The organism is Mycobacterium sp. E1214 (genome assembly GCF_001666755.1).
Lineage (GTDB): Bacteria > Actinomycetota > Actinomycetes > Mycobacteriales > Mycobacteriaceae > Mycobacterium.
Map to the genome: position 1 here is coordinate 1 of NZ_LZJC01000077.1, position 25,018 is coordinate 25,018.

Genomic DNA, 25,018 nt, shown 5'->3' on the forward strand with positions numbered 1-25,018 from the left:
GGCCTGCCCGCGCTCTCGCAGCTCAGCCCGATCATCCAGCAGGCGGCCGGCGCCGGGCCGGCCGCGTGGGCCGGGTCGATGCCGGTGGGCAGGTGCGCCTGCAACCCGGGCTCGATGCCCGCGGCGGGCACGTGCGGAACGGGGGCGCCGTCGGGCACCGGCGGTTCCGCGACGAACTGGTTGACCGACGCCGCCACGCTCTTGGATTCGCTGGGGGCGGTCGGGCTGTGGGCGAAGGCTTGCGCGGCGGCCATCAGCAGCTGTGTCGCCTGCTGTGGATCGCCGGCCGCCTGCTGGATGATCGGGCTGAGCTGCGAGAGCGCGGGCAGGCCCGGCAGACCGGCGGTCGAGTTGGTTTGCGGAGTCGGCTGCGGCGCCGCCGGGTCAGCCGCCGCGCTCGGGCAAAGCCCGAGCGCGGCGACCGACATGGCGACAGCAGCCAAACCCTTGGACAGATTTCCAACGATTGCCACTGTGTCCTCCGGTCGTGGGTAGTGGATTAGTCGGTGACGAAACTGATCAGGGCAGGGCGGCCAGGAACGGCGCCGCCGGTCCCGCCGGACTGGCCGCCGCGGGTGCCGCGGCCGCCACCGGTGCTGCCGCTGCGCCGGGCAGCTGGCTGGTCAGGGCCGTCAGGTCCTGAGGCAGGTTCAGCTGCGGCGGCACGTTCACCGGCAGGCCCGAAGGCATCGCCGGCATGTCGACCCGCGCCTGCGGCAACTGCGGGGCCGGCGGGGTGGCGGGGGCCGCCGGCGCCGACAGGCCCGGGATCGCCGGGAGGCCCGGAATCGCCGACGAGGCGGGTGCGGTCGGCGCGGTCGGCGCCGCCGCGGGGGCCGGCTGCGCGAGGCCCGGCAGCAGGCTGTTCAGTCCCGGAGCGGCGGGAGCCGCGGCGGGCGCGGCCGGCGCGGCCTGCGTCAGCCCGGGGATCGACGGCAGCCCACCGGGCGCCGCGGCCGGCGCCGCCGGGGCGGCGGCCGAGGGCACCCCCGGGAAGCTGATGCCCGGAGTGGCCGGCGGGGCCGGCGGCGTGGCGCCCAGTGCGGTGGCAAGGTTCTGCAGGATTTGCGGCGCGTTGGCCGCCGAGCTGATCAGCTGTTGCGGAATGTTCGGCACCGGCGGAGCCGGCACGGGGTCGGCGTGGGCGATCCCGCCCGTCAGCAGTGCTGCGGACGAACCGACGACGACGGCGGCTGCGCGCATGTAGGTCCAGATGGTTGGCATGACTCTCCCTGGTTGTCGATGACAGGTCCCGGCGCCGAAGTTACGGCTGATACCGATGGGACTTGAGTGACACGTGTGGCATTTATTTGATCGTTATTGAGACGAGTGCCGGCGGTGACCAAGCGGGCCGACGGCGTCAGCCACCGGCCGCCCCCGGGCGTAACCGGCCGGAAAAACGGCGCTGAACAGCCGCGATGCCGGCGCGCGAGGCCGGCTCGCTAAAGTCAGGCGGATAGACACCACCTCGGCCGCCGCGGCGGCACCCCGCACCCCGCGGCGGGCGGCGCGGCTGCTCGCCGCCGCGCCGGCGCTGCTCGTCGCCAGCGTCGCCGCCCGGCTGGCCTGGACCTACCTGACGCCGCACGGCGCCAACTTCGTCGACCTGCACGTCTATCTGGGCGGGGCGGCCGCGCTGAACCATCCCGGCACCCTGTACAGCTACGTCTACGCCGACCAGACGCCGGATTTCCCGCTGCCCTTCACCTACCCGCCGTTCGCCGCCGTCGTGTTCTATCCGTTGCAGCTCTTGCCTTTTGGGCTTGTCGCCTTCGGTTGGCAGCTCGCGACCATGGCCGCGCTCTACGGCGCGATCCGCCTCAGCCAGCGGATCATGGGGCACGCCGGCGGGCGTCGGCTCGCGATGCCGTGGACGGCGATCGCCATCTGGATCGAGCCGCTGCGCAGCACCTTCGACTACGGCCAGGTCAACGTCTGGCTGATGCTGGCGGTGTTATGGGCGGTCTACACCAGCAGGTGGTGGCTCTCGGGGCTGTTGGTCGGGGCGGCGGCCGGCATCAAGTTGACCCCCGCGATCGCGGGCCTGTACCTGCTGGGCGCCCGGCGATGGGCCGCGGCGGCCTTCTCGGCGGTCGTTTTCGTTGCCACCGTGGGCATTTCAGCGATCGTCGTCGGCGATCAGACGCGGTACTACTTTTCCGACCTGCTGGGTGACGCGCACCGGGTGGGGCCCATCGCGACGTCGTTCAATCAGTCGTGGCGCGGCGGACTTTCGCGCATCCTGGGCCACGACGTGGGCTTCGGCGCGCCGCTGTTGATCGCGATCGCCGCCACCGCCGCGCTGGCGGCGCTCGCCTGGCGGGCGCTGGACACCTCCGACCGGCTGGGCAGGTTGCTGGTGGTCGAGTTGTTCGGGCTGTTGCTCTCGCCGATCTCGTGGACCCACCACTGGGTGTGGCTGGTGCCGCTGATGGTGTGGGCGCTGCACGGGCCGCCGCGGCGGCGGCCGGGCGCCCGGATCGTGGGGTGGGGCTGGCTGGCCTTGACGGTGGTGGGGGTTCCGTGGTTGCTGAGCTTCGCCCAGCCGACCATCTGGCAGATCAGCCGGCCGTGGTACCTCGCCTGGGCGGGCCTGGTTTACATCGCGGCGGCCGTGGCGACGCTGGGCTGGATCGCGGCCACCGGCCGGCGCGATTAGCCGGCGACGATTCCGTCGATGTCGCGCGCCAGCGCGAGGTCCTTTTCGGTGATGCCGCCCTCGGAGTGCGTCACCAAGGCGAAAGTTACTGTGCGCCAACGGATGTCGATGTCGGGATGATGGTCCACGCTTTCGGCGCGCTCGCCGACGCGGCGCACCGCGTCGATGCCGTCGAGGAAGGCTTTGAATTTTACCGCCCGCCGCAGCGCGCCGTCGCGGCGCTCCCAGCCGTCGAGGTCGGCCAGCGCCGCGTCCACCTGCTCATCGGTCAACACGGCCATTGCTGGTCACCTCTTTCGCACAGCGCCCCCGGTCGGCTGGCGTCCACGCTACAGCCGCGGCGCACCCAGGGTTTCAGGGTGGCGTATTCGGGAAGCCATGGTGAACCAGCTGTCCGGTCCACTCGTTAATCAGCTGAATGGCCCTTCAACGTGGAAAGGCGGCCGGCCGCCGTGGCAGAGAACCTCACGCCGCACTTCGAAGAGGTGCAGGCCCATTACGACCTGTCCGACGACTTCTTCCGGCTGTTCCTCGACCCCACGATGACCTACAGCTGCGCCTACTGGGACCGGCTGCGCGACATCTCCCTCGAGGAGGCGCAGATCCGCAAAATCGACCTGTCGTTGGGCAAGCTGGGCTTGCGGGCCGGGATGACGCTGCTGGAGGTCGGCTGCGGCTGGGGCAGCACGCTGCGTCGTGCGCTGGAGAAATACGACGTCAACGTCATCGGGCTCACCCTGTCGGAGCATCAGGCCGCCCACGTCCAGCGCCTCTTCGACTCCCTGGATACCCCGCGCAGCCGGCGTGTCCTGCTCAAGGGCTGGGAGCAATTTGACGAACCCGTCGACCGGATCGTGTCCATCGGCGCGTTCGAGCACTTCGGGTACGACCGCTACGACGACTTCTTCCAGAAGGCCTACAGCGTCCTGCCCGACGACGGCGTGATGCTGCTGCACACCATCACCATGCTGACCCCGGACCAGATGGCCGAGAAGGGCCTGCCGATGACCGAGGAGGTGGCCAGCTTCACCAACTTCATCGGCACCGAGATCTTCCCGGGCGGCCAGCTGCCGCCCATCGAGATGGTCGAGTTCCACGCGTCGAAGATGGGCTTCAACCTCAACCGCCGGCAGTCGCTGCAGCTGCACTACGCCCGGACGCTGGACCGTTGGGCGGAGGCCCTGCAGGCCCGCCGCGACGAGGCCATCCAGATCCAGTCCGAAGAGGTCTACGACCGGTACATGAAGTACCTGACCGGATGCGCCGACGCGTTCCGGACCGGCTACATCGACGTCAACCAGTTCACCCTGGCCAAGTAGCGCGGCAGCGGCGTGGCCGGCGGGCTACCGTCACTGGCCATGCCCACGCAGATCGTCGTCGCGGGCGCCGTGATCGGCGACCGCACGCTGTTGATCGCCCAACGGGACCGGCCGCCGGCCCTGGCGGGCCGCTGGGAGTTGCCCGGCGGCAAGGTGGCTCCCGGCGAGACCGAGCCCGCCGCGCTGGCCCGCGAACTGTCCGAGGAGCTGGGCCTGGACACCCGCGACGTCGAGGTCGGTCACCGGCTGGGCGAGGACGTCGCGCTGGGCGCCGCGATGACGCTGCGCGCCTACCGTGTGCGGTTGCGCGGCGGCGCGCCCCGCGCGCACGAGCACCGGGCGCTGCGCTGGGTGACGGCGGCCGAACTGCCCGACGTCGACTGGGTGCCCGCCGACCGCGCGTGGCTCGGCGCCCTCACCGACGCGTTGCTGGCCACGCCGTCCCGAGTCGACGAGCTTCCGGGCGGCATCCAGCCGCACTGAAGGGCCCCGCCGTTCACCCGGCCGCTGCACATCGTCGGCGCGCCGACCGACTCCTGTTCGGCGCCACAGGGTGCACCGCAGCCGCGAGGTGGCCGCGGAGGCGAACGGGTCTGATCGCCGCCGCGCCGCAGAGGCTGGCAGCCGGGCTCGCCATCGGGCGTGCGTCCTGGGCTTTCGGCGTGCGCTCAGGGCGGTGAAACGCCGCGCTACACCGCCCTGGACGCACACCCGAGCGGCGACCGACCAACCTGCCGGTTCGCTATCCGCCGTCCCCGCTGCCACAATCTCCGACGTGTCATTTCGCAACGTCGCCATCGTCGCCCACGTCGACCACGGAAAAACGACCCTGGTCGATGCCATGCTGCGGCAATCGGGCGCGCTGACGCACCGGGGCGACGACACCCAGGAACGCGTCATGGACAGCGGTGACCTGGAGAAGGAAAAAGGCATCACCATCCTGGCCAAGAACACGGCCGTGCACCGGCACAACCCCGACGGCACCGTCACGGTGATCAACGTCATCGACACGCCCGGCCACGCCGACTTCGGCGGCGAGGTGGAGCGCGGCCTGTCGATGGTCGACGGGGTGCTGCTGCTGGTCGACGCGTCCGAGGGCCCGCTGCCGCAGACCCGCTTCGTGCTGCGCAAGGCGCTGGCCGCGCACCTGCCGGTGATCCTCGTGGTCAACAAGACCGACCGGCCCGACGCCCGCATCGCCGAGGTCGTCGAGGCCAGCCATGACCTGCTGCTCGACGTCGCCTCCGATCTCGACGACGAGGCGGCCGCCGCCGCCGAGCACGCGCTGGGCCTGCCGACCCTGTACGCGTCCGGCCGCGCCGGCATCGCCAGCACCGAGCAGCCCGCCGACGGCGAGGTGCCCGCCGGGGACAACCTCGACCCGCTGTTCGAGGTGTTGATGGAGCACATCCCGCCGCCGTCGGGGGATCCCGAGGCGCCGCTGCAGGCGCTGGTCACCAACCTCGACGCCTCAGCGTTCTTGGGCCGGCTCGCCCTGATCCGCATCTACAACGGCAAGCTGCGCAAGGGCCAGCAGGTCGCGTGGATGCGCGAGGTCGACGGGTTGCCGGTCATCACCAGCGCCAAGATCACCGAGCTGCTGGCGACCGAGGGCGTCGAGCGCAGCGCCACCGACGAGGCGGTCGCCGGCGACATCGTGGCGGTGGCCGGCCTGCCCGAGATCATGATCGGCGACACGCTGGCCGACCCGGACCACGCCCACGCGCTGCCGCGCATCACCGTCGACGAGCCGGCGATCTCGGTGACCATCGGCACCAACACCTCCCCGCTGGCGGGCAAGGTGTCCGGCCACAAGCTGACCGCGCGAATGGTCCGCAACCGGCTCGACCAGGAGCTCGTCGGCAACGTGTCGATCCGGGTGGTCGACATCGGCCGGCCCGACGCCTGGGAGGTGCAGGGCCGCGGCGAGCTCGCCCTGGCCGTGCTGGTGGAACAGATGCGCCGGGAGGGCTTCGAGCTCACCGTGGGCAAGCCGCAGGTGGTGACCCGGACCATCGACGGCAAGCTGCACGAGCCGTTCGAGGCGATCACCATCGACTGCCCCGAGGAATTCGTCGGGGCCATCACGCAGCTGATGGCCGCCCGCAAGGGCCGGATGGAGGAGATGACCAACCACGCGGCGGGCTGGGTCCGGATGGACTTCATCGTGCCCAGCCGCGGGCTGATCGGGTTCCGCACCGACTTCCTCACCCTGACCCGCGGCACGGGCATCGCCAACGCCGTGTTCGACGGCTACCGGCCGTGGGCCGGCGAGATCCGGGCCCGCCACACCGGGTCGCTGGTGTCCGACCGCGCGGGCACGATCACGCCCTTCGCCATGATCCAGCTCGCCGACCGGGGCCAATTCTTCGTCGAGCCGGGCCAGGACACCTACGAGGGCATGGTCGTCGGGATCAACCCGCGGGCCGAGGATCTCGACATCAACGTCACCCGCGAAAAGAAGCTCACCAACATGCGGTCGTCGACCGCGGACGTCATCGAGACGTTGGCCCGGCCTCTCGAGCTGGACCTGGAGCAGGCGATGGAGTTTTGCGCGTCCGACGAATGCGTGGAGGTCACCCCGGAGATCGTGCGGGTGCGCAAGGTCGAGCTGGACGCCACCTCCCGGGCCCGCAGCAGGTCGCGGGCCAAGGCCCGGGGCTAACGCCGCGTGGCCGGACGGGCTGCCGGGCACCTGCTCGATACCCTGAGCAGCGTGCCACGACGCGTCCGCCGCTACCTGATGGCGGCCGGCGCGGCCGTCTCGGTGGCGGGGCTGGCGCTCTCGGCGTGCACGGTCAACCCGCCGCCGGCGCCGCAGAGCACGGACACGCCGCACAACTCGCCCCCGCCGCCGCCGCGGGTCACCCAGATCATCATGGGCATCGACTCGATCGGTGCCGGCTTCAACCCGCACCTGCTGTCCGACCTGTCCCCGGTGAACGCGGCGATCAGCGCGCTGGTGCTGCCGAGCGCCTTCCGCCCGGTGCCCGACCCGAACTCGCCGACCGGTTCGCGCTGGGAGATGGACTCGTCGCTGCTGGTGTCGGCCGAGGTGACCAACCAGAACCCGTTCACGGTCACCTACAAGATCCGGCCCGAGGCGCAGTGGACCGACAACGCCCCCGTCGCCGCCGACGACTTCTGGTACCTGTGGCATCAGATGGTCAGCCAACCCGGCGTCGTCGACCCCGCCGGGTACGACCTGATCACCGGCGTGCAGTCCCTGGAGGGCGCTAAGCAGGCCGTCGTCACCTTCTCCCAGCCCTACCCGGCGTGGAAGGAGCTGTTCAGCAACATCCTGCCGGCGCACATCGTCAAGGACGTGCCCGGCGGTTTCGCGGCGGGCCTGGCCCGCGCCCTGCCGGTGACGGCGGGCCAGTTCCGGGTGGAAAGCATCGACCCGCAGCGCGACGAGATCCTGGTCGCCCGCAACGACCGCTACTGGGGCCCACCGGCCAAGCCGGCGCTGATCCTGTTCCGCCGCGCCGGCGCGCCCGCCGCGCTGGCCGACTCCGTGCGCAACGGTGACACCCAGGTCGCCCAGGTGCACGGCGGCTCGGCGGCCTTCGCGCAGCTGTCGGCCATTCCCGACGTGCGCACCGCCCGGATCGTGACGCCGCGGGTCATGCAGCTGACGCTGCGCGCCAACGAGGCCAAGCTGGCCGATTCGCAGGTGCGCAAGGCGATCCTGGGGCTCCTCGACGTCGACCTGCTCGCCGCCGTCGGCGCGGGCAGCGACAACACGGTCACCCTGGACCAGGCGCAGATCCGCGCGCCGAGCGACCCCGGTTACGAGCCGACCGCGCCGCCCGCGATGACGACGCAGGCCGCGCTGGCCTTGCTGGAGGAATCCGGATACAAGGTGGAGAAGAACCCGTCGGCGTCGCCCGCGCCGACGCCGGGGAGCACCGCGCCGCCCGAGGTCATCCGTGGCCGGATCAGCAGGGACGGCCAGCAGCTGTCGCTGGTGATGGGCGTGGCCGCCAACGACCCGACGTCGGTCGCCGTCGCCAACACCGCCGCCGACCAGCTGCGCAACGTCGGCATCGCCGCGACGGTGCTCGCGCTGGATCCCGTGACGCTCTACCGCGACGCCCTGGCCGACAACCGCGTGGACGCGATCGTGGGTTGGCACCAGGCCGGCGGCAACCTGGCGACGCGGCTGGCCTCGCGCTACGGCTGCCCCGCGCTGGAGTCCACCCAGGTGCCGACGACCACCGCCACCGCACCGCCCAGCGGCTCGACTACGCCGGCCGCGACGACCGGCCCGGGCTCCGCGCGGCCCTCGGGCGCTCCGGCGCCGGCGTCGTCCACTCCGGCGCCGCCGCCCAGCAGGCCGCCGGACCCCAACGCGCTGGTGCAGGCGCCGTCGAACCTCACCGGCATCTGCGACCGCAGCCTGCAGTCGAACATCGACGCGGCCCTCAACGGCACCAAGAACATCAACGACGTGATCACCGCCGTGGAACCGCGGCTGTGGAACATGTCCACGGTGCTGCCGATCCTGCAGGACACCACCATCGTGGCCGCCGGCCCCAGCGTGGAGAACGTCAGCCTCTCGGGGGCGGTGCCGGTCGGCATCGTCGGCGACGCCGGCCAGTGGATCAAGACCGGGCCCTGACGCTCAGCGGCCGCGGGGCGGGATGACCGTGTCGACGATCAGTTCCAGTTGCCGGCGGTAGGGCGGCTCCCCGGTGAGCAGGAAATGATGGTTGATCAGCGCCGGGCCGATGCTCGCCGTGAATTCGTTGACGGTCCCCGGGTCGAGATCGCCGTCGTCGATCGCGGAGCGCAGGACCGATTCGACGAGGCTGAGCCGCGGGCCCACCACCGCGTGGGCGAAGATTTCCCGCATCTCGGGCTCGTGCATCAGCTGCTGGATGACGCGCAGCCCCGGGAAGCAGGTCTTGCCGGCCAAGACGTCGCAGTGCGCGACGAACAGCGTCAACAGGTTCGCGCGGGCCGAGCGGCCCGCGCGCAGCTCGGGCGCGGGCGGCAGCGCGAACACCAGGGCGGCGTGCACCAGCTCGCACTTGGTGTCCCAGCGGCGGTACAGCGCGGCCTTGCCGGTGTGCGCCCGCGCCGCGATGCCCTCCATGGTCAGCCCGCCGTACCCGACCTCCGTCAGCTCCGCCAGGGTCGCCTCGTAGAGGGCGCGTTCGAGGACCTCGCCCCGCCGGCGGCTGCGGCCGCCAGCCGTCCCGGTGCACTGCGGCATCCCTCGATAGTATTCGTGCGCGTTCCTATCTGGCGCGCGCCGTGGGCGCAGCGGCGCTCGCGGCGTCATCGGTAGGGTGCGTCCATGCCCGAGACGCCCCGCCTGCTGTTCGTGCACGCCCATCCCGACGACGAGAGCCTCGGCACCGGCGCCACCATCGCCCACTACGCCGCGCTGGGGGCCCAGGTCCGGGTGGTGACCTGCACGCTCGGCGAGGAGGGCGAGGTGATCGGTGAGCGGTGGGCCCAGCTGGCCGTGGACCGGGCGGATCAGCTGGGCGGCTACCGGATCGGCGAGCTCACCGCGGCGCTGCGCGCGCTGGGCGCCGGGGAGCCGCAGTACCTGGGCGGGGCGGGCCGCTGGCGCGACTCCGGGATGCGCGGGACCCCCGCGCGCCGGCACGTCCGCTTCATCGACGCCGACGAACGCGAGGCCGTCGGCGCGCTCGTCGCGATCATCCGCGAGCAGCGACCCCACGTGGTGGTGACGTACGACCCGGGCGGCGGCTACGGCCATCCCGACCACGTGCACGCCCACACCGTGACGGTGGCCGCCGTCGCGGCGGCGGCCACCGGTGACTTCCCCGGCGCGCCGTGGCAGGTGCCGAAGTTCTACTGGTCGGTCTTCGCGTCCAGCACCTTCCTGCCGGCGGTGGCGGCGCTGACCGAACAGGACCTGCGGCCGGAGTGGACGCTTGCGCCGCCCGAGGAGTTCACGTTCGGCTACGCCGACGCCGACATCCACGCCGTCGTCGAGGCCGGCCCGGCGGCCCGCGAGGCGAAGGCCGCGGCGCTGGCGGCGCACGCCACCCAGGTGGTCGTCGGCCCGACCGGCCGCGCCTGCGCGCTGTCGAACAACGTGGCGCTGCCCATCGTCGCCGAAGAGCACTACGTGCTGGCCGCGGGCACGGCGGGGGAGCGCGACCAGCGCGGCTGGGAGACCGATCTGCTCGCCGGGGTGGACCTGGCCGCCGCGCCGACGCGGTAGGCTGCGAGTCAGGCAGCCACGGAAGGAATTCGCATGGACCCCGACCTGGACCCTAATCAGCAGCACTGGCAGGACCGGCTCGACAGCCTGCAGTGGGTGATCGGCTCGATACTGTCCAACATCGACAGCGTTCCGACCTGACCGAAACCAAGCCGCGCGCCGCGTCGCTGGACGACGCCGGCGCCACAGATCCCGCCATCCGCTTCGTTGTCCTGGCCCTGCTGGCGGTCGACGGAATCCTCTCCGCGCTCGCCGGGGCCCTGCTGCTGCCGTCGTACCTCGGGGCGGTCCCATTTCCGATCAGCGGGCTGCTCAGCGGGCTGCTCAACGCGGCCCTCGTGTGGGCCGCGGGACGCTGGACCCAGTCGCCGCGGGTGGCGGCGCTGCCCCTGTGGACGTGGTTGCTGACCGTGGCGGTGATCAGCATGGGCGGCCCCGGTGACGACGTCATCCTGGGCGGCAGCGGCCTGTTCGCCTACGGGGCCCTGCTGCTGATCGTGCTCGGGGTGGCGCCGCCGGTCTGGGTGCTGTGGCGGCGCAACCAACTCGGCTGACGTGCGGCAACGGTGGGCCCCGCCGTCACCCGATCGGGGTCGCGGGCAGGGCGCTACTGTTGACTGTTGCCCGGCCGGGACCCGGCCCGGGTGCCACGAGTTCACATGTTGGGACGCGCGGATGAAATTCGATCGTGGGGAAGTTACACGAAGGTGCTGCTGACTCCGGGCGAGGAACCTACCGCCCTGCCTGATCCTGCCTTTCCCGCCGCGGTCGCCGCCGGGACGGATGCTGGGGCGGCCGTCAAAGCGACGCCGTCGGCGTGCGGCGCGTGCTGCGGCGCGCCCGCGACGGCGTCGCGCTCAACGTCGACGAGGCCGCGATCGCGATGACCGCGCGCGGTGCCGACCTGGCGGACCTGTGCGCGAGCGCGGCGCGGGTGCGCGACGCCGGCCTCGAGTCGGCAGGCCGGCGCGCCGCGAGCGGGCGGCTGCCGATCACCTACTCGCGCAAGGTGTTTATCCCCATCACCCACCTGTGCCGCGACAACTGCCACTACTGCACGTTCGTGACGGTGCCGGGCAAACTGCGCGCCCGCGGCGCCGGCATGTACCTGGAGCCCGACGAGATTCTCGAGATCGCCCGCCGCGGCGGCGAATTGGGTTGCAAGGAAGCCCTTTTCACGCTCGGCGACCGGCCGGAGGAGCGCTGGCCGGAGGCGCGGGAGTGGCTTGGCGAACGCGGTTACGATTCCACGCTGGCCTACGTGCGCGCCATGGCGATCCGGGTGCTCGAGGAGACCGGGCTGCTGCCGCACCTGAATCCCGGCGTCATGAGCTGGTCGGAGATGGCGCGGCTCAAGCCGGTGGCGCCGTCGATGGGCATGATGCTCGAGACCACGTCGCGGCGCCTGTTCGAGACCAAAGGCCTTGCGCACTATGGCAGCCCGGACAAGGACCCGGCCGTCCGGCTGCGCGCCCTGACCGACGCGGGCCGGCTCTCGATCCCGTTCACCACAGGTCTGCTGGTCGGCATCGGCGAGACCCTGGCCGAACGCGCCGACACGCTGCATGCGATCCGCAAGTCGCACAAGGAGTTCGGGCACGTGCAGGAAGTGATCGTGCAGAACTTCCGGGCCAAGGAGCACACCGCGATGGCCGCGGTCCCCGACGCGGGGATCGAGGACTACCTGGCGACGGTCGCGGTGGCCCGCCTGGTCCTGGGTCCGGGCATGCGCATCCAGGCACCGCCGAACCTGGTGTCGCGCGCCGAGTGCCTGGCGCTGATCGGCGCGGGAGTCGATGACTGGGGCGGTGTTTCGCCCCTGACGCCCGATCACGTCAACCCCGAGCGGCCGTGGCCCGCGCTGGAGGAGTTGGCCGCGGTCACCGCCGAGGCCGGTTACGAATTGGTGCAGCGGCTGACCGCGCAGCCCAAGTACGTGCAGGCGGGCGCCGCCTGGATCGATCCGCGGGTGCGGGGCCACGTCACGGCGCTCGCGGATCCGGCGACCGGCCTGGCGCGCGACGTCAACCCGGCGGGGTTGCCGTGGCAGGAGCCCGACGACGTGGGCACCGTGGGCCGCGCGGACCTCAACGCGGCGATCGACACCGAGGGCCGCCACACCGACACCCGCAGCGACGTCGACAGCGCGTTCGGGGACTGGGAGTCGATCCGCGCGCACGTGCACGAACTGGCCGCCCAGGGCGCCACAGCGCCGGAACGCCTGGACACCGACGTCCTGGCCGCGCTGCGGGCCGCCGAACGCGACCCGGCGGGCTGCTCCGACGACGAGTACCTGGCGCTGGCGACCGCCGACGGGCCCGCATTGGAAGCCGTTACCGCGCTTGCCGATTCGTTGCGCCGGGACACCGTCGGGGACGACGTGACCTTCGTGGTCAACCGCAACATCAACTTCACCAACATCTGCTACACCGGGTGCCGGTTCTGCGCGTTCGCGCAGCGCAAGGGCGACGCCGACGCGTACTCGCTGTCCACCGACGAGGTCGCCCAGCGCGCGTGGGAGGCCCACGTCCAAGGCGCCACCGAGGTGTGCATGCAGGGCGGCATCGACCCCGAGCTGCCGGTCACCGGCTACGCCGACCTGGTCCGTGCCGTCAAGGCGCGGGTGCCGTCGATGCACGTGCACGCGTTCTCGCCGATGGAGATCGCCAACGGCGTCACCAAGAGCGGGTTGAGTGTGCGCGAGTGGCTGATCGGCCTGCGCGAGGCCGGGCTGGACACCATCCCCGGCACGGCCGCCGAGATCCTCGACGACGAGGTCCGCTGGGTGCTGACCAAGGGCAAGCTGCCGACCTCCGAGTGGATCGACATCGTGACCACCGCGCACGAGGTCGGCCTGCGCTCGTCGTCGACCATGATGTACGGACACGTCGACAGCCCGCGTCACTGGATCGGCCACCTCAACGTGCTGCGCGGCATCCAGGACCGCACCGGCGGATTCACCGAGTTCGTCCCGCTGCCGTTCGTGCATCAGAGTTCCCCGCTGTACCTGGCCGGCGCCGCCCGCCCGGGGCCGACCCACCGCGACAACCGGGCGGTGCACGCGCTGGCGCGAATCATGTTGCACGGCCGCATCTCCCAGATCCAGACCAGCTGGGTCAAGCTGGGCGTCGAGCGCAGCCGGGTGATGCTCAACGGCGGCGCCAACGACCTGGGCGGCACGCTGATGGAGGAGACCATCTCGCGGATGGCCGGGTCCGAGCACGGCTCGTCGAAGACCGTCGAGGAGCTGACCGCGATCGCCCAGGGCATCGGGCGCCCCGCGCGGCAGCGCACCACCGACTACACCCCGTTGGCGGCGTAGCGCCGACGCTGTCGGACGCCCCGGGTATACCGGAGGCGTGACCGAGCAGATCGACCACGACCGGTTCCCGGAGTGGCAGCCCTTCCTCGACGCTGCGCAGCGGCGCGGTCCCGACGCCGGCACCTGGTGCGACGCCTGGACGGTCCGCGACGTCGTCATTCACCAGGCGGGTACGGCCGAGGAACTGGCCCGGGTGCTGGGCGCCCACCTGCATGGCGAGCCCGTCGGCACCCGCGGCTTCGAAGAACGCGAGGCGCCGCTGCGCGCCCTCGGTGACGCCGAACTGTGGGGTGCCCTGGAGGAGCGGATGGCGCGGCTGAATCGGGTCGCGGTGGCGGCCGACGAGGTCCCCGCCGACACCGACGTCGCCTGGACCGGCCGCACGATGAAGGTGCCCTGGTTCGCCGAGCACATGCGCCAGGAACTGGTGCTGCACGGCTGGGACATCACCGGGGACACCGCGGGCCCCACGGCGTTCCACGCGGCGCTGGCCGAACCGTGGATGACGACGCACAGCGTGACGGCGGTCGGGCGGCCGCTGCTGCGCAAGGGTGCGCAGGCCTTGCGGCCCGGGGAGCGGGTCGACGCCCGGCTACGCGTCGCGGGCACCGACGACGTGTCGATCAGCGCCGACGACGACGGGGCCACCCTCGGGTTCGCCGCGCCCATCGGGCCCGCCACGCTGCACACCGACGCGGCCGCGCGGGTGTTACTGCTGTGGGGGCGCAAGCCCGCCGATCCCGGCCGGATACGCAGCAGCGCCGGACCCGACGCCCTAGGGCGGGTCCGGCGCCTGCTGGCCGGTTACTGACTGAGGTCGCGCCGGGCGCGAACGGCTCAGTAGTTGTTACAGGTGACGGCGACCTGGTTGATGTCGTCGTAGTACTTCTGCGCCGACGGCATCGCCTGGATCTGCTGAGCCATCTGCTGGCGCTTCGGCGGCGGCGAGGCCAGGAAGTTGCGGATGTAGGACTGCGCGATCGGCGAGTTGTTGAGCTGGGCGGCGGCGGCCGGGTCGGTCGCGTTCAGCGCAGCGATCACCTGCCCGTAGTTGCACGTGGTGTTGATGATCGCGTCGGCCGGGTCCGCGGACGCGATCCCGGACGCGGCGGTCAACGCCACCGCCGCGCTCCCGACGGCGACGGTCAATTTGGTAAACGACAGCCTCATGATGTGGACACCTTCCCCAAGTAATGCACCGCTATAAAGGCGACGACATCTGCCCAGCGGTTGCCGTCTTCCGGTCGAGATTACCAGGCCCCGCGGACGGCTTCGCAACGCAACGGATCCGCAGGGGCTGACCGCGCGGACTATTACCCGCAGGTCAGCGGCCGCATTCGGGTGTTCGCGCTCGGCGAAACGGGGTATCCGCCCGCAGCGCGAGACTGTCGGTCTTGAAACCGGATAGCGTCGGGCGTGGCGAGGTGGTTGACGTGTATGTGCAACGTCTAGTATCAGTAACCGAAAGCTTGGCCGAAGCGCCCGGCAGCGCCGGTGCCAGCCGACGTGCCTGGTTCATCAGCCCGCCAGACCCAGAAGTACATGGAGGAGACGTCTGTGACGTACACGATCGCCGAACCCTGTGTCGACATCAAGGACAAGGCGTGTATCGAGGAGTGCCCGGTCGACTGCATCTACGAGGGCGCGCGGATGCTGTTCATCCACCCCGATGAATGCGTCGACTGCGGAGCCTGCGAGCCGGTCTGCCCGGTGGAAGCGATCTACTACGAAGACGACGTGCCGGAGCAGTGGAGCCAGTACACCCAGATCAACGCCGACTTCTTCACCGAGCTGGGGTCGCCGGGCGGGGCCGCCAAGGTCGGCCAGACGGACAACGACCCGCAGGCCGTCAAGGACCTGCCGCCGCAGGGCGAAGGCGACTGAGCGGGCCGGTGCTGCACGAACGCCAGGCGGCCGCACGGCCCCGCCGCGGGGCGGTGTCCGCGTCGCTGCCGGAGTTCCCGTGGGACACGCTGGCCGGCGCGAAGGCGCGGGCCAACGCCCATCCGGACGGCATCGTCGACCTCTCCGTCGGCACCCCCGTCGACCCGGTGGCGCCGCTGATCCAAGAGGCGCTGGCGGCCGCGGCCGGGGCGTCGGGATACCCGGCCACCGTCGGCACCGCCCGGCTGCGGGAATCGGCGGTCGCCGCGCTGCACCGCCGTTTCGGCATCAGCGGCCTGACCGAGGCCGCCGTGCTGCCGGTGATCGGCAGCAAGGAGTTCATCGCCTGGCTGCCCACGCTGCTGGGCCTGGGCCCGGCCGACATGGTCGCGGTGCCCGAGCTGGCGTACCCCACCTACGACGTCGGCGCGCGACTGGCCGGCGCGCGGATTCTGCGCGCCGACTCGCTGACCCAGCTGGGGCCGCAATCGCCCGCCCTGCTGTACCTGAACTCGCCGAGCAACCCGACCGGTCGGGTGCTGGGCGCCGACCACCTGCGCAAGGTGGTCGGCTGGGCCCGCGACCGCGGCGCCGTGGTCGCCTCCGACGAGTGCTACCTGGGCCTGGGGTGGGACGACCAGCCGCTCTCGGTGCTGCACCCGTCGATCAGCGACGGTGACCACACCGGGCTGCTCGCCATCCACTCGCTGTCCAAGAGCTCGTCGCTGGCGGGCTACCGGGCCGGGTTCGTCGCGGGGGATCCCGGGTTGATCGCCGAGCTGCTGGCGGTGCGCAAGCACGCCGGGATGATGGTGCCGACGCCGGTCCAGGCGGCCATGGTGGCGGCCCTGGACGACGACGCCCACGAGCGGCTGCAGCGAGAGCGCTACGAACGTCGGCGGGCCGCCCTGCTGCCCGCGCTGCGGGCGGCCGGCTTCACCGTCGACCACTCCGAGGCGGGCCTGTACCTGTGGGTGACCCGCGACGAGCCGTGCGCGGACACCGTCGCGTGGCTGGCCGAGCGCGGCATCCTGGTGGCGCCGGGTGACTTCTACGGCCCCGCCGGGGCCCGGCACGTGCGGGTGGCGCTGACCGCCGACGACGAGCGGATCGCGGCCGCGGTGCAGCGACTGGCCTGAGCGGCGCCGACCCGCCGCCCGGCCCGCGTACCGTCCGGGCGCGCGGCGCCGTGCAGAATGCTTGCCGAAGCGTTTCGTTGGCAACCCCGAGGACGGTGGTCGTGACAACTTCGGCCGGCAAGCTGCAGATCCCCTTATCGGTGGGCGACATCGTCAAGCGGGTGTTTCTCGGCAAGCCGCTGATCACCGAGGACATCGCGTCCGAGAAGCTGTCCAACGGCGTTGCGTTGGGCGCGCTTTCACCCGACGCCGTGTCGTCGGTGGCCTACGGCCCCGAGCAGATCCTGATCGAGCTGCTGCCGCACGCCGGGTTGGCCGCGTTCGCGCTGCTGCTGCCCATCACGGGTGTCATCCTGCTCATCCTGGTGCTGGTCGCGGCGTCCTACCGGCAGGTGGTGATGGCCTACACGCGGGCGGGTGGCTCCTACATCGTCGCCCGCGACAACTTCGGGCCCCGGGTGGCCCAGGTCGCCGCCGCGGCGCTGCTGATCGACTACGTGGTCACCGTGGCGGTGCAATCCGCGGCCGGAACGGTCGCGGTGGTGTCCGCGATCCCCGCGCTGGGCCCCTACAGCCTCGAACTCACCGTCGGCGTGGTGCTCGCCATCTGCTACGCGAACCTGCGCGGACTGAAGGAGGCGGGGCTGCCGTTCGCCGTGGCCACCTACTCCTTCGTCGTCATGGTGGGGACCACCATCGTGGTCGGCATCGTCCGCGCGGCCCTGGGCAACCTCCCGACCTACGACGCCGAACACCTGCCCGGCACGGTGCCGGTGCACCAGGGCAACGGCCTGGTGCTCGGCGCCACGGTGCTGGTGCTGTTGCGGGCGTTCGCCAACGGCGGGTCGTCGTTGACCGGGGTCGAGGCCATCTCCAACACGGTCGACTACTTCCGAAAACCGCAGGGCCGCAACGCCCGCCGGGTGCTCACCGCGATGGCCGTCATCCTGGGCCTGCTGCTCGCCGGCGTCGCCTACCTGGCCCACGTCACCCACGCGACGCCGTACCTGACCGAATACCCCTCGGTGCTCTCGCAGATCGGGCGCGCCGTGTTCGGCAACGGCGCCGTGGGCAACGTCTTCTTCGTCCTGGTGCAGGCGGCGACCGCCGCGATCCTGTTCACCGGCGCCAACACCAGCTTCAACGGTTTCCCGGCGCTGGCCAGCTTCGTCGCCGAGGACCGCTTCCTGCCGCGGCAGCTGATGAAACGCGGTCACCGCCTGGTGTTTTCGAACGGGATCCTGACGCTGGCCGCGCTCTCGGTGCTGCTGCTCGTGGTGACCGGCGGTTCGGTCAACGCGCTGGTGCCGTTCTACGCGATCGGCGTCTTCACCGGGTTCGCGATGGCCGGCTACGGCATGACCAAACACCACCTCACCCATCGCGAGCCGGGCTGGCGCCGGCGGCTGGCCATCAACCTCTCCGCGGCCGTCCTGTCCACGGTCGTGGTGGGCATCTTCGCGGTGGCCAAGTTCACCGAGGGTGCCTGGTTGGTGGTGGTCGTCTTCCCGCTGCTGGTGTTCCTGCTGATGCGGCTCAACCGCGAATACCGGGCCGAGGCGGCCATTCTCGAGATGTTCCGCACGGACCGGCCGGAGCTGACCAAATATGCGCGGCACCGGGTGCTGGTGTTCATCGACTCGGTGGACCTCGCGGTGATCGAGGCGTTGCGCTACGGCAGGGGGCTGCGGGCCGACGACCTGCTGGCCGTGCACTTCATGGTGGACCCCGCGCACGCCGCGCACCTGCGCAAGCGCTGGGACCACTTCGGCCTCGACACGCCGCTGCGCATCGTCGACTGCCCCGACCGGCGGATCATCCGGTCCGCGCAGCTGATGGTCGCCAAGGTCCGCGACGAACAGCCGGACACCAACGTGACGGTGCTGCTGCCGCGCCGCACCTTCGCGCGCCTGCTGGGCCGGCTGCTGCACGACCGCACGGCCGACAAGATCTCCCGGGCGGTCAGCCTGATTCCCGACGCCGCGGCGACGATCGTCCCCTACGACGTCGAATCCCGGATCCGGGCCGCCTATCCCGACACCCTGGAGCAGCGCATCGCCCAGGAGATCGACAAGCTCGAGGCGTGGGTGTCCCAGGACGAGGACCGGAAGGTCGACGCCTACGAACACCCCGAGCGGTCACCGTCGACGATCCTGGTGGCCGGCCTCATCTCCGGCCAGCGCGCCATCATCGAGGGACGGGTCAGCGAGGTCGAGGACGTGACCGAGCGGGGCCGCACGCGCCGCCAGGTGGTCGTCGGGGACAGCAGCGGCGAGCTGACCGTGACCTTCCGCCCGGGCCACGGCGGCGCCGATATCCAGCCGGGGCAGGTGTTGCGCATCACCGGCAAGGCCCGCTACGCCGGGCAGCGCGAGGCCCGCGAGTCGGGCCGCGAACTGGGGATGGTCGATCCCACCTACCAGGTGGTCGAGGATCCGACGGACGACCAGGGTTCCGGCGACGCCGGGCAGCCGGCCGAGAGCTGATCGCGGCCCGGCCCGCTCAGGCGTCCAGGCGGGTGAACTGCTCCCGGCGGTATTGCTCGGCGCAGGCGGCGCGCCGGATCTTGCCGCTGGTGGTGGTGGGGATGGACCCCGGCGACACCAGCACCAGGTCCTCGACGTTCAGGCCGTGCGCGTTGGAGATCGCCGACGTCACGTCGGTCCTGACCCGGCTGAGCCAGTGCGCCGCCTCCTCGGAGGACCGGCCCTGCTTCTTCAGCTCGACGACTGTGACCAGCTTCTCGGTGCTGCTCACCGGAACGGAGATCGCGGCGACGCGGCCCCGGGTGATCTCTTGGACCGTCGCCTCGATGTCCTCGGGGTAGTGGTTGCTCCCGCGGATGATCAACAGATCCTTGATGCGCCCGACGATGAACAGCTCGTCGTTCGACAGGAAACCGAGGTCACCGGTTTTCAGCCACGGGCCTGCGGGCGTGCCGACGGACGGTTCGACCAGCGTCGCCCCGAAGCAGGCCTGTTCCTGCGGGGGTTTGCGCCAATACCCCTCGGCGACGTTGTCACCGTGCAACCAGATCTCGCCCACCACGTCCTGCGGGCACTCGCGGCCGGTGTCGGCGTCGACGATGCGCAGCGTGGGGGATTGCGGGACCCGGTAGTTGACGAGCGCGGTGCTGCTGGCGCCCTTGGTGCGGTGCACCCGACCCGCGGACAGCTCCGCCACGTCGAAGCGGGCGGGGGGCGCTGCTTCGTCCCAGGTACCGGCGGCGGCGAAGACCGTCGCCTCGGCCAGGCCGTAGGAGGGGCGCACCATGTGGTCGCGAAAGTTGAAGTGCGCGAAGCGATCGACGAACCGCCGCAGGGTCGCGGGCTCGACCCGTTCGGCGCCGCTGATGATGCCGACCACCCCGCCGAGGTCCAGCCCGGCCAGGTCGTCGTCGCTGGTCTTGCGGGCGGCCAGGTCGAACGCGAAGTTCGGCGCCGCCGAAAACGCCTGCGGGTGCTCGGCGAGCGAGCGCACCCAGCGGGCCGGCCTCTCCAGGAACGAGACGGGGCTGCTCAGCACGCCGCGGTAGCCGGCGAGGATCGGCGCGCAGACCCCCAGCACCAGGCCCATGTCGTGGTAGAAGGGCAACCAGGAGACGATCGTGGCGTTCGGCGGCGCCGTGACGCCGCAATCGGTGAACAGCCCGCGCATCAGCTGCTCGAAGTTCGCCTGCAGGTTGCGGTGCGAGATCATCACCCCGGCGGGCGTGCGCGTCGAACCGGAGCTGTACTGCAGGTAGGCGATGCTCGGCAGATCGATTGGCGCAACGCTGTTTTGGGCGTCGACGTCCAAGTTCAGCGCATCGATTTCGATGAGCTTCGGGGCGGTGTCCAGGGGCGACTGGTCGACATAGTCACCGACGTCCTGCGCGACCGCCGACGTGGTGAGGACCACGGCCGGCGAGGTGTCGGCGAAGACGGCACCCACCCGCTCGTGGTTCGAGCCGCGGTGCGGCAGCGGGAGGGGAACGGCGATGAGCCCGGCCTGCATGGACCCGAGAAACGCCAGGACGTAATCGAGGCCTTGCGGGGCCAGAATCACCGTGCGGTCCCCGACCGACGCGTGCAGGCTCAGTTCGTGGGCCAGGCTCAGCGTCCGGCGGGACAGCTGCGACCACGTGACGTTTTCGGGCACCCCCGCCCAGTCCTTCGCGTAATCGGTGAAGGTGAACGCGATGTCGTTGGGGCGCAGGCGGGCTCGCCCGTGCAGCATGGAGAGGATGGTCGACTGCGGCATAAGGGTCACAACATGTCCAAACTCGTCGGTCGAAGGTGTCGGATCGTCAGTGGCCGGCCTCACCGGCGCCGGGCGCCAACGCGGCCGTGGCGCCGCCGAGCGCCTGCGTCAGCGGGTCGCCGTCGCCGAGCGCGGCGCGGTTGACCGGTGCGATGACCTGGGCCGGGTCGAAGCCGTGCACGGGGTCGACCTGCACCGGGGCGGTGGCGGGGTCGTCGTTGCGGGCGTAACCGGCGTTCACCCGGGGAATCAGGATCGCGTCGAGCTTGTTCAGCGTGCCCTCGTCGATGCCGAGGTACTTCAGCGGCATCACCAGCGGAAGGTGCTTCTCCGGCACCATGATCGTGGTGTCCTTGGCGCCCCGCGAATTGACCGTGGTCCTGATGTTCTGCGGCGGCACCATGCTCGGGTTGGTGAAGGCCACCGCCGTGTGACCGGTGGCGAGACCGAGCAGCGTGTTGGCGAGGGCGAACATGTTGTCCGGGCGATCGGGGAAGTCCGCGATCAGGTCGTAGGCAGCCACGAATCTGTTGGTGTCGTACTGACTTTCGTACTGCGGGGGCATGGTGTAGTCGAGTGCGGGCACGACGCTGCCGACCGGAAACAGCGCGGTCAAAAAGCTTTGGCCGAACGCGTGATGCCCGATCGGGTCGCCGAAGGTGGCGAAGTTGAGCCTGTCCGGCGGGGGAGCGTTCGGGTCGGTCGCCAGCCGCGCCTGCTCACCGTCGACCACGAATCCGCCCTCGGACAGGCCGATCGCCGTGCCGGGCCGGCCGGCGCGGATCGCCGCGTCGAGCGTGGGGATGCCCTGGTCGACCGATTCGCCGATGCTGGGCCCGTCCACCCCCAGCCCCGGGAACTCCTCGTTGAGCTTGCCGATGCCGGGGAAAAGCCGCTCCAGCACGTGCCCCTGAATCTGGCCCGCCGGGTAAGGGACGATGTCCCGCTTCTGGCCGGGAAACCATTGGGCGCCCTCTTGGCGGATGTACTCGTCGTAGGGGATGCCCGCGACGTGGGCGCCGCCGAGCGCGTACGCGGTCTGGTCTCCGGGCGCGCCCGGCGTCGGCGGACCGCCGATGGGCGTGTCGTCGGCCGTCGCGGTGTTCACTCCGAAACACCCTGTGGCAGCGACGGTTGCCAGGGCGGTGACCGTCGAAAGTAATCTCTTCATCTCTAATCCTGCCCGCTCGGATTCGCCTCGTAGTTTCACACAGGTCATGTGCATGCGCTAATTGTGTTGCGGCTCGGCGCGTCGCCTCGACGACCGCGCGCCCACCCGGGACGGCCACCAGTTGGCGCGCCCCGCCAGCGCGGCGATGGCCGGCACCGTGACGGTGCGCACCAGGAAGGTGTCCAGCAAAATTCCCACGCCGATCACGAGTCCGCCCTGGACGACGGTGCCGATGCTGGAGAAGAGCAGGCCGCCCATCGAGGCGGCAAAGATCAAACCCGCCGCGGTGATCACCCCGCCCGTCGACCCCAGGGTGCGAATGATGCCGTAGCGCATGCTGTTCGGAGACTCCTCACGCATGCGCGACACCAGCAGCATGTTGTAGTCGGCCCCCACCGCGACCAGCACCACGAACGCCAACGGGGGCACACTCCAATGCAGCTGCTGGCCCAGCAGATACTGAAACACCAGTACGCCGATGCCGACCGCGGACAGATACGAAATGACCACGGAGGCAACCAGATACACCGGCGCGACGATGGCACGCAGCAGCGCGATCAACGTCACGAACACGACCAGCAGGGTGACGGCGATGATGAACCGGATGTCGTGTTCGTAGTAGTCTCGGGTGTCTTTTAGGCCGACGGTGTAGCCCGCCATCGACACCGTGGCGTCCGACAGCGCGGTGTTCGGCTGCGCGCTGCGCGCGGCCGCGGTGATCGCGTTGACCTGGTTCATCGCCTCGGTGCTGAACGGGTTGAGCTTCGTCTGAACGAAATACCGCACCGAGTGGCCGTCGGGCGAGATGAACACCTTGGCCGCCCTCTGGAATTCCTCGAGGTGCAGCAGCTGCGGTGGGATGTTGAAGCCGGCCATCGCCGGCTGGGCCGCGTCGCGCTTGAGCGACAACAGGAACGTCGCCGACTCGCTGAGGCCCGCACCGAGCTGCTTGACTTGGTCGACGAGTTGCGCCACCGCGTCGGCCAATTGGCGGCTGCCGCCGGCGAGGCGCCCCGCGCCGTCCTGCACGCTGTTCAGGTTCGCTTGCAGCCCACCGGGTTTGTCCATTCCCATCGAGCGCAGCACCGTGGTGAGCTTGGCCAAAGCGCCACGCAGTCGGTCGGTCGACGCCTTCAGGGCCTTCTTGTCCGGGGAATCCTGCAGCTGATGTGCCAAATCGTTGATGGCGTCCAGGTCCGCCTGGTCTCGCGAGGCCAGCAGCTGCTCGAACGTCCCGCGCGTGCTGCTGCACGATGGGTCGGCGTCGCAGACCGGGTTGCCCTGCAGAGCCGTCAGCACCGGGCCGATCCAGGCGAACATGTTCTTGGCGGCGGTGAAGTTCCAGCCCATGGCGTTGCTCAGCGAGTTGACGTGGTCGACGAGCTGGGCCGCCAGGTCGACCTGCCGGACCAGCGCATCGCCGCTGTACTGGCCCTTCGCCGAGGCGAAGGCGCTGTCCACTTCCTGCACGCTGGCGGCGAGCTGGGTGATCTGGCCGCGGACGTCGCCGAGGTTGTTGGCCAGCGTGCCCGCGCCGGCGACCAGCCGGTTGAGGTCGCCCACGTGGTCGTTGATCATGGTGGACCCGCCGGCCAGCAAGGTGCCGATGGCGCCGGCCTGATACGTCGCCCGGAACTGTTCCGGCACGTGGCCGGTGGGACGCGTAATGCCGCTGATCGCAGCGATATTCGGCAGCTGACTGACGCGGTCGGCCAGCTGTTCCAAGTCCGCCAGGGCCTTCGGCGTACGCAGGTCCCGCGGCGACTGGATCAGGATGTATTCGGGAATCGATTGATTCACCGGGAAATGGCGGTCCAGCGCGGCGTATCCGACCGAGCTGGGCGCCGACGACGGCAGGGCCTTGCGGTCGTCGTAGTTGTAGCGCACCAGGCCCGCGCAACTGGCCAACACGATCAGCACCAGCACGCTGGCGAGCAGGTGTGCCCGCGGCCGGCGGACGATGCGGATGCCGGAACGGCGCCAGAAGCGGGCGGTCAACTCGCGCCGCGGCCGCACCCAGCCGCGGGGTCCCGCGAGCACCAGGACCGCGGGTAGCAACGTCACCGCGGCCAGGAACGCGACGCCGATGCCGATCGCCGACGACGCCCCGACGGTCTTGAACACACCCATGCGGGCGAAGCTGATGAGCAAAAACGTCACGCCGACGGTGGCGGCGGACGCGCCGATGACTTTCCCGATGGACACCATCGCGCGCTTGACCGCTTCGTCGGGGGCCGCGCCCGACCGCAGGTGGTCGTGATAGCGGCTGATTAAAAACACCGCGTAATCCGTTCCGGCGCCGGCCATGATGGCGCTGAGGAACACGATGGACTGGTTGGAGACGCCCGCACCGGTCAGCTGTGAGTACGCGGCAACCACCGCCTGCGCGATGACCAGCGACACCCCGATCGTCAGCAACGGCAGCAGCATCGTGACCACGCTGCGGTAGATCACCAGCAGCACGAGCAGCACCAGAACCCCGATCGCCAGCTCGATCGGCATCCGATCCTGCGCCCCCGCGACCGTCAGGTCCGCGACGGTCGCCGCGGGTCCGGTGAGGTTGGCGCTCAGATGCGAGCCGGCGGGGGCCTGCTTGAGGGTCCGGTCGACGATGTCGCCGATGGTATGGAACGCGGTGTCAGACCGTGGGGTGCCGATCTCGCCGGCGACGCCGACGGGCAGCACCCACGCCTTGTGGTCGGAACTGGTGACGACCGATCGCAATGCCGGCGTGCTGAGGAAGTCCTGCAGCATCACCACGTCCCGGGTGTCCCGGCGCAGGGCGTCCACCAGCTTGGCGTAGGCCGCCTCGTCGACGGGGCCGAGCCCGTTGTCGTCGGTGAGGACGACCAGCAGCAGGTCCTCGGAACCCGATTCGTGAAAGGCCTCGGTCATCTTCCGGGCGGTGACGCTGGACGGTGCGTCGTGCGGCAGGATCGACAGCGGATGCTGCTGAGCCATCTCACCCAGGGACGGGGACGTCAGCGGCAGCGCGACCGCCACCGCGAGCCACAACCCCACGACCGCCCACGGCCAGCGCACCACGAAATCTGCTACTCGTCGCACATCGCCTC

18 protein-coding genes and 2 pseudogenes are annotated in these 25,018 nt (G+C 70.8%); 12 read left to right on the plus strand and 8 right to left on the minus strand.

Going from position 1 to position 25,018, the window contains the following annotated elements; translation table 11 throughout:
• Together A5700_RS08875 and A5700_RS08880 are read right to left on the minus strand one after the other, a co-directional pair.
• Positions 1-473: pseudogene (locus A5700_RS08875) on the minus strand (hypothetical protein); the annotation flags it as partial.
• 46 nt (positions 474-519) lie between these two features.
• On the minus strand, positions 520-1,224 hold the full coding sequence (locus tag A5700_RS08880; protein ID WP_068069488.1) for a hypothetical protein: 705 nt from the start codon (positions 1,222-1,224) through the stop codon (positions 520-522).
• A gap of 181 nt (positions 1,225-1,405) precedes the next feature.
• On the opposite strand from A5700_RS08880, the gene A5700_RS08885 reads away from it, so the two are divergent.
• Positions 1,406-2,659, plus strand: coding sequence for a mannosyltransferase (locus tag A5700_RS08885; RefSeq protein ID WP_068069490.1), 1,254 nt, complete (start codon positions 1,406-1,408; stop codon positions 2,657-2,659).
• Here the strand turns inward: A5700_RS08885 and A5700_RS08890 are convergent.
• Positions 2,656-2,940 carry a 4a-hydroxytetrahydrobiopterin dehydratase gene (locus A5700_RS08890; protein ID WP_068069493.1) on the minus strand — a complete coding sequence of 95 codons (285 nt, stop codon included), beginning with the start codon at positions 2,938-2,940 and terminating at the stop codon, positions 2,656-2,658. The two genes, A5700_RS08885 and A5700_RS08890, sit on opposite strands and share 4 nt — an antisense overlap.
• 171 nt (positions 2,941-3,111) lie before the next feature.
• Between A5700_RS08890 and A5700_RS08895 the strand changes: the two genes are divergently transcribed.
• The 4 genes from A5700_RS08895 (at position 3,112) to A5700_RS08910 (ending at position 8,602) form a co-directional block, all read left to right on the plus strand.
• Positions 3,112-3,978 carry a cyclopropane mycolic acid synthase family methyltransferase gene (locus tag A5700_RS08895; RefSeq protein ID WP_068069495.1) on the plus strand — a complete coding sequence of 289 codons (867 nt, stop codon included), beginning with the start codon at positions 3,112-3,114 and terminating at the stop codon, positions 3,976-3,978.
• 39 nt (positions 3,979-4,017) lie between these two features.
• Positions 4,018-4,461 (plus strand): (deoxy)nucleoside triphosphate pyrophosphohydrolase, encoded by a 444-nt coding sequence (locus A5700_RS08900; RefSeq protein WP_068069608.1) that lies wholly within the window; start codon positions 4,018-4,020, stop codon positions 4,459-4,461.
• Between the two features lie 292 nt (positions 4,462-4,753).
• On the plus strand, positions 4,754-6,643 hold the full coding sequence (gene typA, locus A5700_RS08905) for a translational GTPase TypA (RefSeq protein ID WP_068069497.1): 1,890 nt from the start codon (positions 4,754-4,756) through the stop codon (positions 6,641-6,643).
• Positions 6,644-6,721: 78 nt separating this feature from the next.
• Positions 6,722-8,602 carry an ABC transporter family substrate-binding protein gene (locus A5700_RS08910; RefSeq protein WP_197502814.1) on the plus strand — a complete coding sequence of 627 codons (1,881 nt, stop codon included), beginning with the start codon at positions 6,722-6,724 and terminating at the stop codon, positions 8,600-8,602.
• A gap of 3 nt (positions 8,603-8,605) precedes the next feature.
• Here A5700_RS08910 and A5700_RS08915 read toward each other — a convergent pair whose 3' ends face one another.
• Positions 8,606-9,199, minus strand: coding sequence for a TetR/AcrR family transcriptional regulator (locus A5700_RS08915; RefSeq protein ID WP_068069503.1), 594 nt, complete (start codon positions 9,197-9,199; stop codon positions 8,606-8,608).
• Between the two features lie 84 nt (positions 9,200-9,283).
• On the opposite strand from A5700_RS08915, the gene mshB reads away from it, so the two are divergent.
• From mshB to A5700_RS08935, 4 genes and pseudogenes are all read left to right on the plus strand, one after another.
• Positions 9,284-10,186, plus strand: coding sequence for an N-acetyl-1-D-myo-inositol-2-amino-2-deoxy-alpha-D-glucopyranoside deacetylase (gene mshB / locus A5700_RS08920; protein WP_068069504.1), 903 nt, complete (start codon positions 9,284-9,286; stop codon positions 10,184-10,186).
• Between the two features lie 92 nt (positions 10,187-10,278).
• Positions 10,279-10,740: a hypothetical protein gene (locus tag A5700_RS08925; RefSeq protein WP_068069506.1), complete on the plus strand. Its 462-nt coding sequence runs from the start codon at positions 10,279-10,281 to the stop codon at positions 10,738-10,740.
• A 260-nt stretch (positions 10,741-11,000) separates the two neighbouring features.
• Positions 11,001-13,508 (plus strand): annotated as a pseudogene (locus A5700_RS08930) (bifunctional FO biosynthesis protein CofGH); the annotation flags it as partial.
• Positions 13,509-13,545: 37 nt separating this feature from the next.
• Positions 13,546-14,319, plus strand: a complete 774-nt coding sequence (locus A5700_RS08935; protein ID WP_068069507.1) for a maleylpyruvate isomerase N-terminal domain-containing protein — start codon at positions 13,546-13,548, stop codon at positions 14,317-14,319.
• Between the two features lie 26 nt (positions 14,320-14,345).
• Here A5700_RS08935 and A5700_RS08940 read toward each other — a convergent pair whose 3' ends face one another.
• A complete protein-coding gene (locus tag A5700_RS08940; protein WP_068069509.1) occupies positions 14,346-14,678 on the minus strand; it encodes a hemophore-related protein in 333 nt (110 codons plus the stop codon).
• 387 nt (positions 14,679-15,065) lie between these two features.
• On the opposite strand from A5700_RS08940, the gene fdxA reads away from it, so the two are divergent.
• From fdxA to A5700_RS08955, 3 genes are all read left to right on the plus strand, one after another.
• Positions 15,066-15,392: a ferredoxin gene (fdxA, locus tag A5700_RS08945; protein WP_068069613.1), complete on the plus strand. Its 327-nt coding sequence runs from the start codon at positions 15,066-15,068 to the stop codon at positions 15,390-15,392.
• Between the two features lie 53 nt (positions 15,393-15,445).
• Positions 15,446-16,531 carry a succinyldiaminopimelate transaminase gene (gene dapC / locus A5700_RS08950; RefSeq protein WP_068069615.1) on the plus strand — a complete coding sequence of 362 codons (1,086 nt, stop codon included), beginning with the start codon at positions 15,446-15,448 and terminating at the stop codon, positions 16,529-16,531.
• Between the two features lie 101 nt (positions 16,532-16,632).
• A complete protein-coding gene (locus A5700_RS08955; RefSeq protein WP_068069616.1) occupies positions 16,633-19,017 on the plus strand; it encodes an amino acid permease in 2,385 nt (794 codons plus the stop codon).
• Between the two features lie 16 nt (positions 19,018-19,033).
• Here A5700_RS08955 and A5700_RS08960 read toward each other — a convergent pair whose 3' ends face one another.
• From A5700_RS08960 to A5700_RS08970, 3 genes are read right to left on the minus strand one after another with little or no spacing between them, the layout of a single operon-like run.
• Positions 19,034-20,773 carry an AMP-binding protein gene (locus A5700_RS08960; RefSeq protein ID WP_082960459.1) on the minus strand — a complete coding sequence of 580 codons (1,740 nt, stop codon included), beginning with the start codon at positions 20,771-20,773 and terminating at the stop codon, positions 19,034-19,036.
• A gap of 46 nt (positions 20,774-20,819) precedes the next feature.
• The gene (gene pe / locus A5700_RS08965; protein WP_068069511.1) at positions 20,820-21,944 is read right to left on the minus strand and encodes an acyltransferase PE; all 1,125 of its coding nucleotides are present in this window, start codon (positions 21,942-21,944) and stop codon (positions 20,820-20,822) included.
• Positions 21,945-22,001: 57 nt separating this feature from the next.
• A complete protein-coding gene (locus tag A5700_RS08970; RefSeq protein ID WP_068069513.1) occupies positions 22,002-25,010 on the minus strand; it encodes an RND family transporter in 3,009 nt (1,002 codons plus the stop codon).
• Positions 25,011-25,018 lie beyond the last annotated feature (8 nt).

Bases quoted from the DNA above. Each gene is read 5' to 3' on its own strand.
- A5700_RS08900 (WP_068069608.1), top strand. From the start codon at position 4,018: ATGCCCACGCAGATCGTCGTCGCGGGCGCCGTGATCGGCGACCGCACG.
- pe (WP_068069511.1), bottom strand. From the start codon at position 21,944: ATGAAGAGATTACTTTCGACGGTCACCGCCCTGGCAACCGTCGCTGCC.
- A5700_RS08915 (WP_068069503.1), bottom strand. From the start codon at position 9,199: ATGCCGCAGTGCACCGGGACGGCTGGCGGCCGCAGCCGCCGGCGGGGC.
- mshB (WP_068069504.1), top strand. From the start codon at position 9,284: ATGCCCGAGACGCCCCGCCTGCTGTTCGTGCACGCCCATCCCGACGAC.
- A5700_RS08960 (WP_082960459.1), bottom strand. From the start codon at position 20,773: ATGCCGCAGTCGACCATCCTCTCCATGCTGCACGGGCGAGCCCGCCTG.
- A5700_RS08940 (WP_068069509.1), bottom strand. From the start codon at position 14,678: ATGAGGCTGTCGTTTACCAAATTGACCGTCGCCGTCGGGAGCGCGGCG.
- A5700_RS08890 (WP_068069493.1), bottom strand. From the start codon at position 2,940: ATGGCCGTGTTGACCGATGAGCAGGTGGACGCGGCGCTGGCCGACCTC.
- A5700_RS08880 (WP_068069488.1), bottom strand. From the start codon at position 1,224: ATGCCAACCATCTGGACCTACATGCGCGCAGCCGCCGTCGTCGTCGGT.
- A5700_RS08910 (WP_197502814.1), top strand. From the start codon at position 6,722: ATGGCGGCCGGCGCGGCCGTCTCGGTGGCGGGGCTGGCGCTCTCGGCG.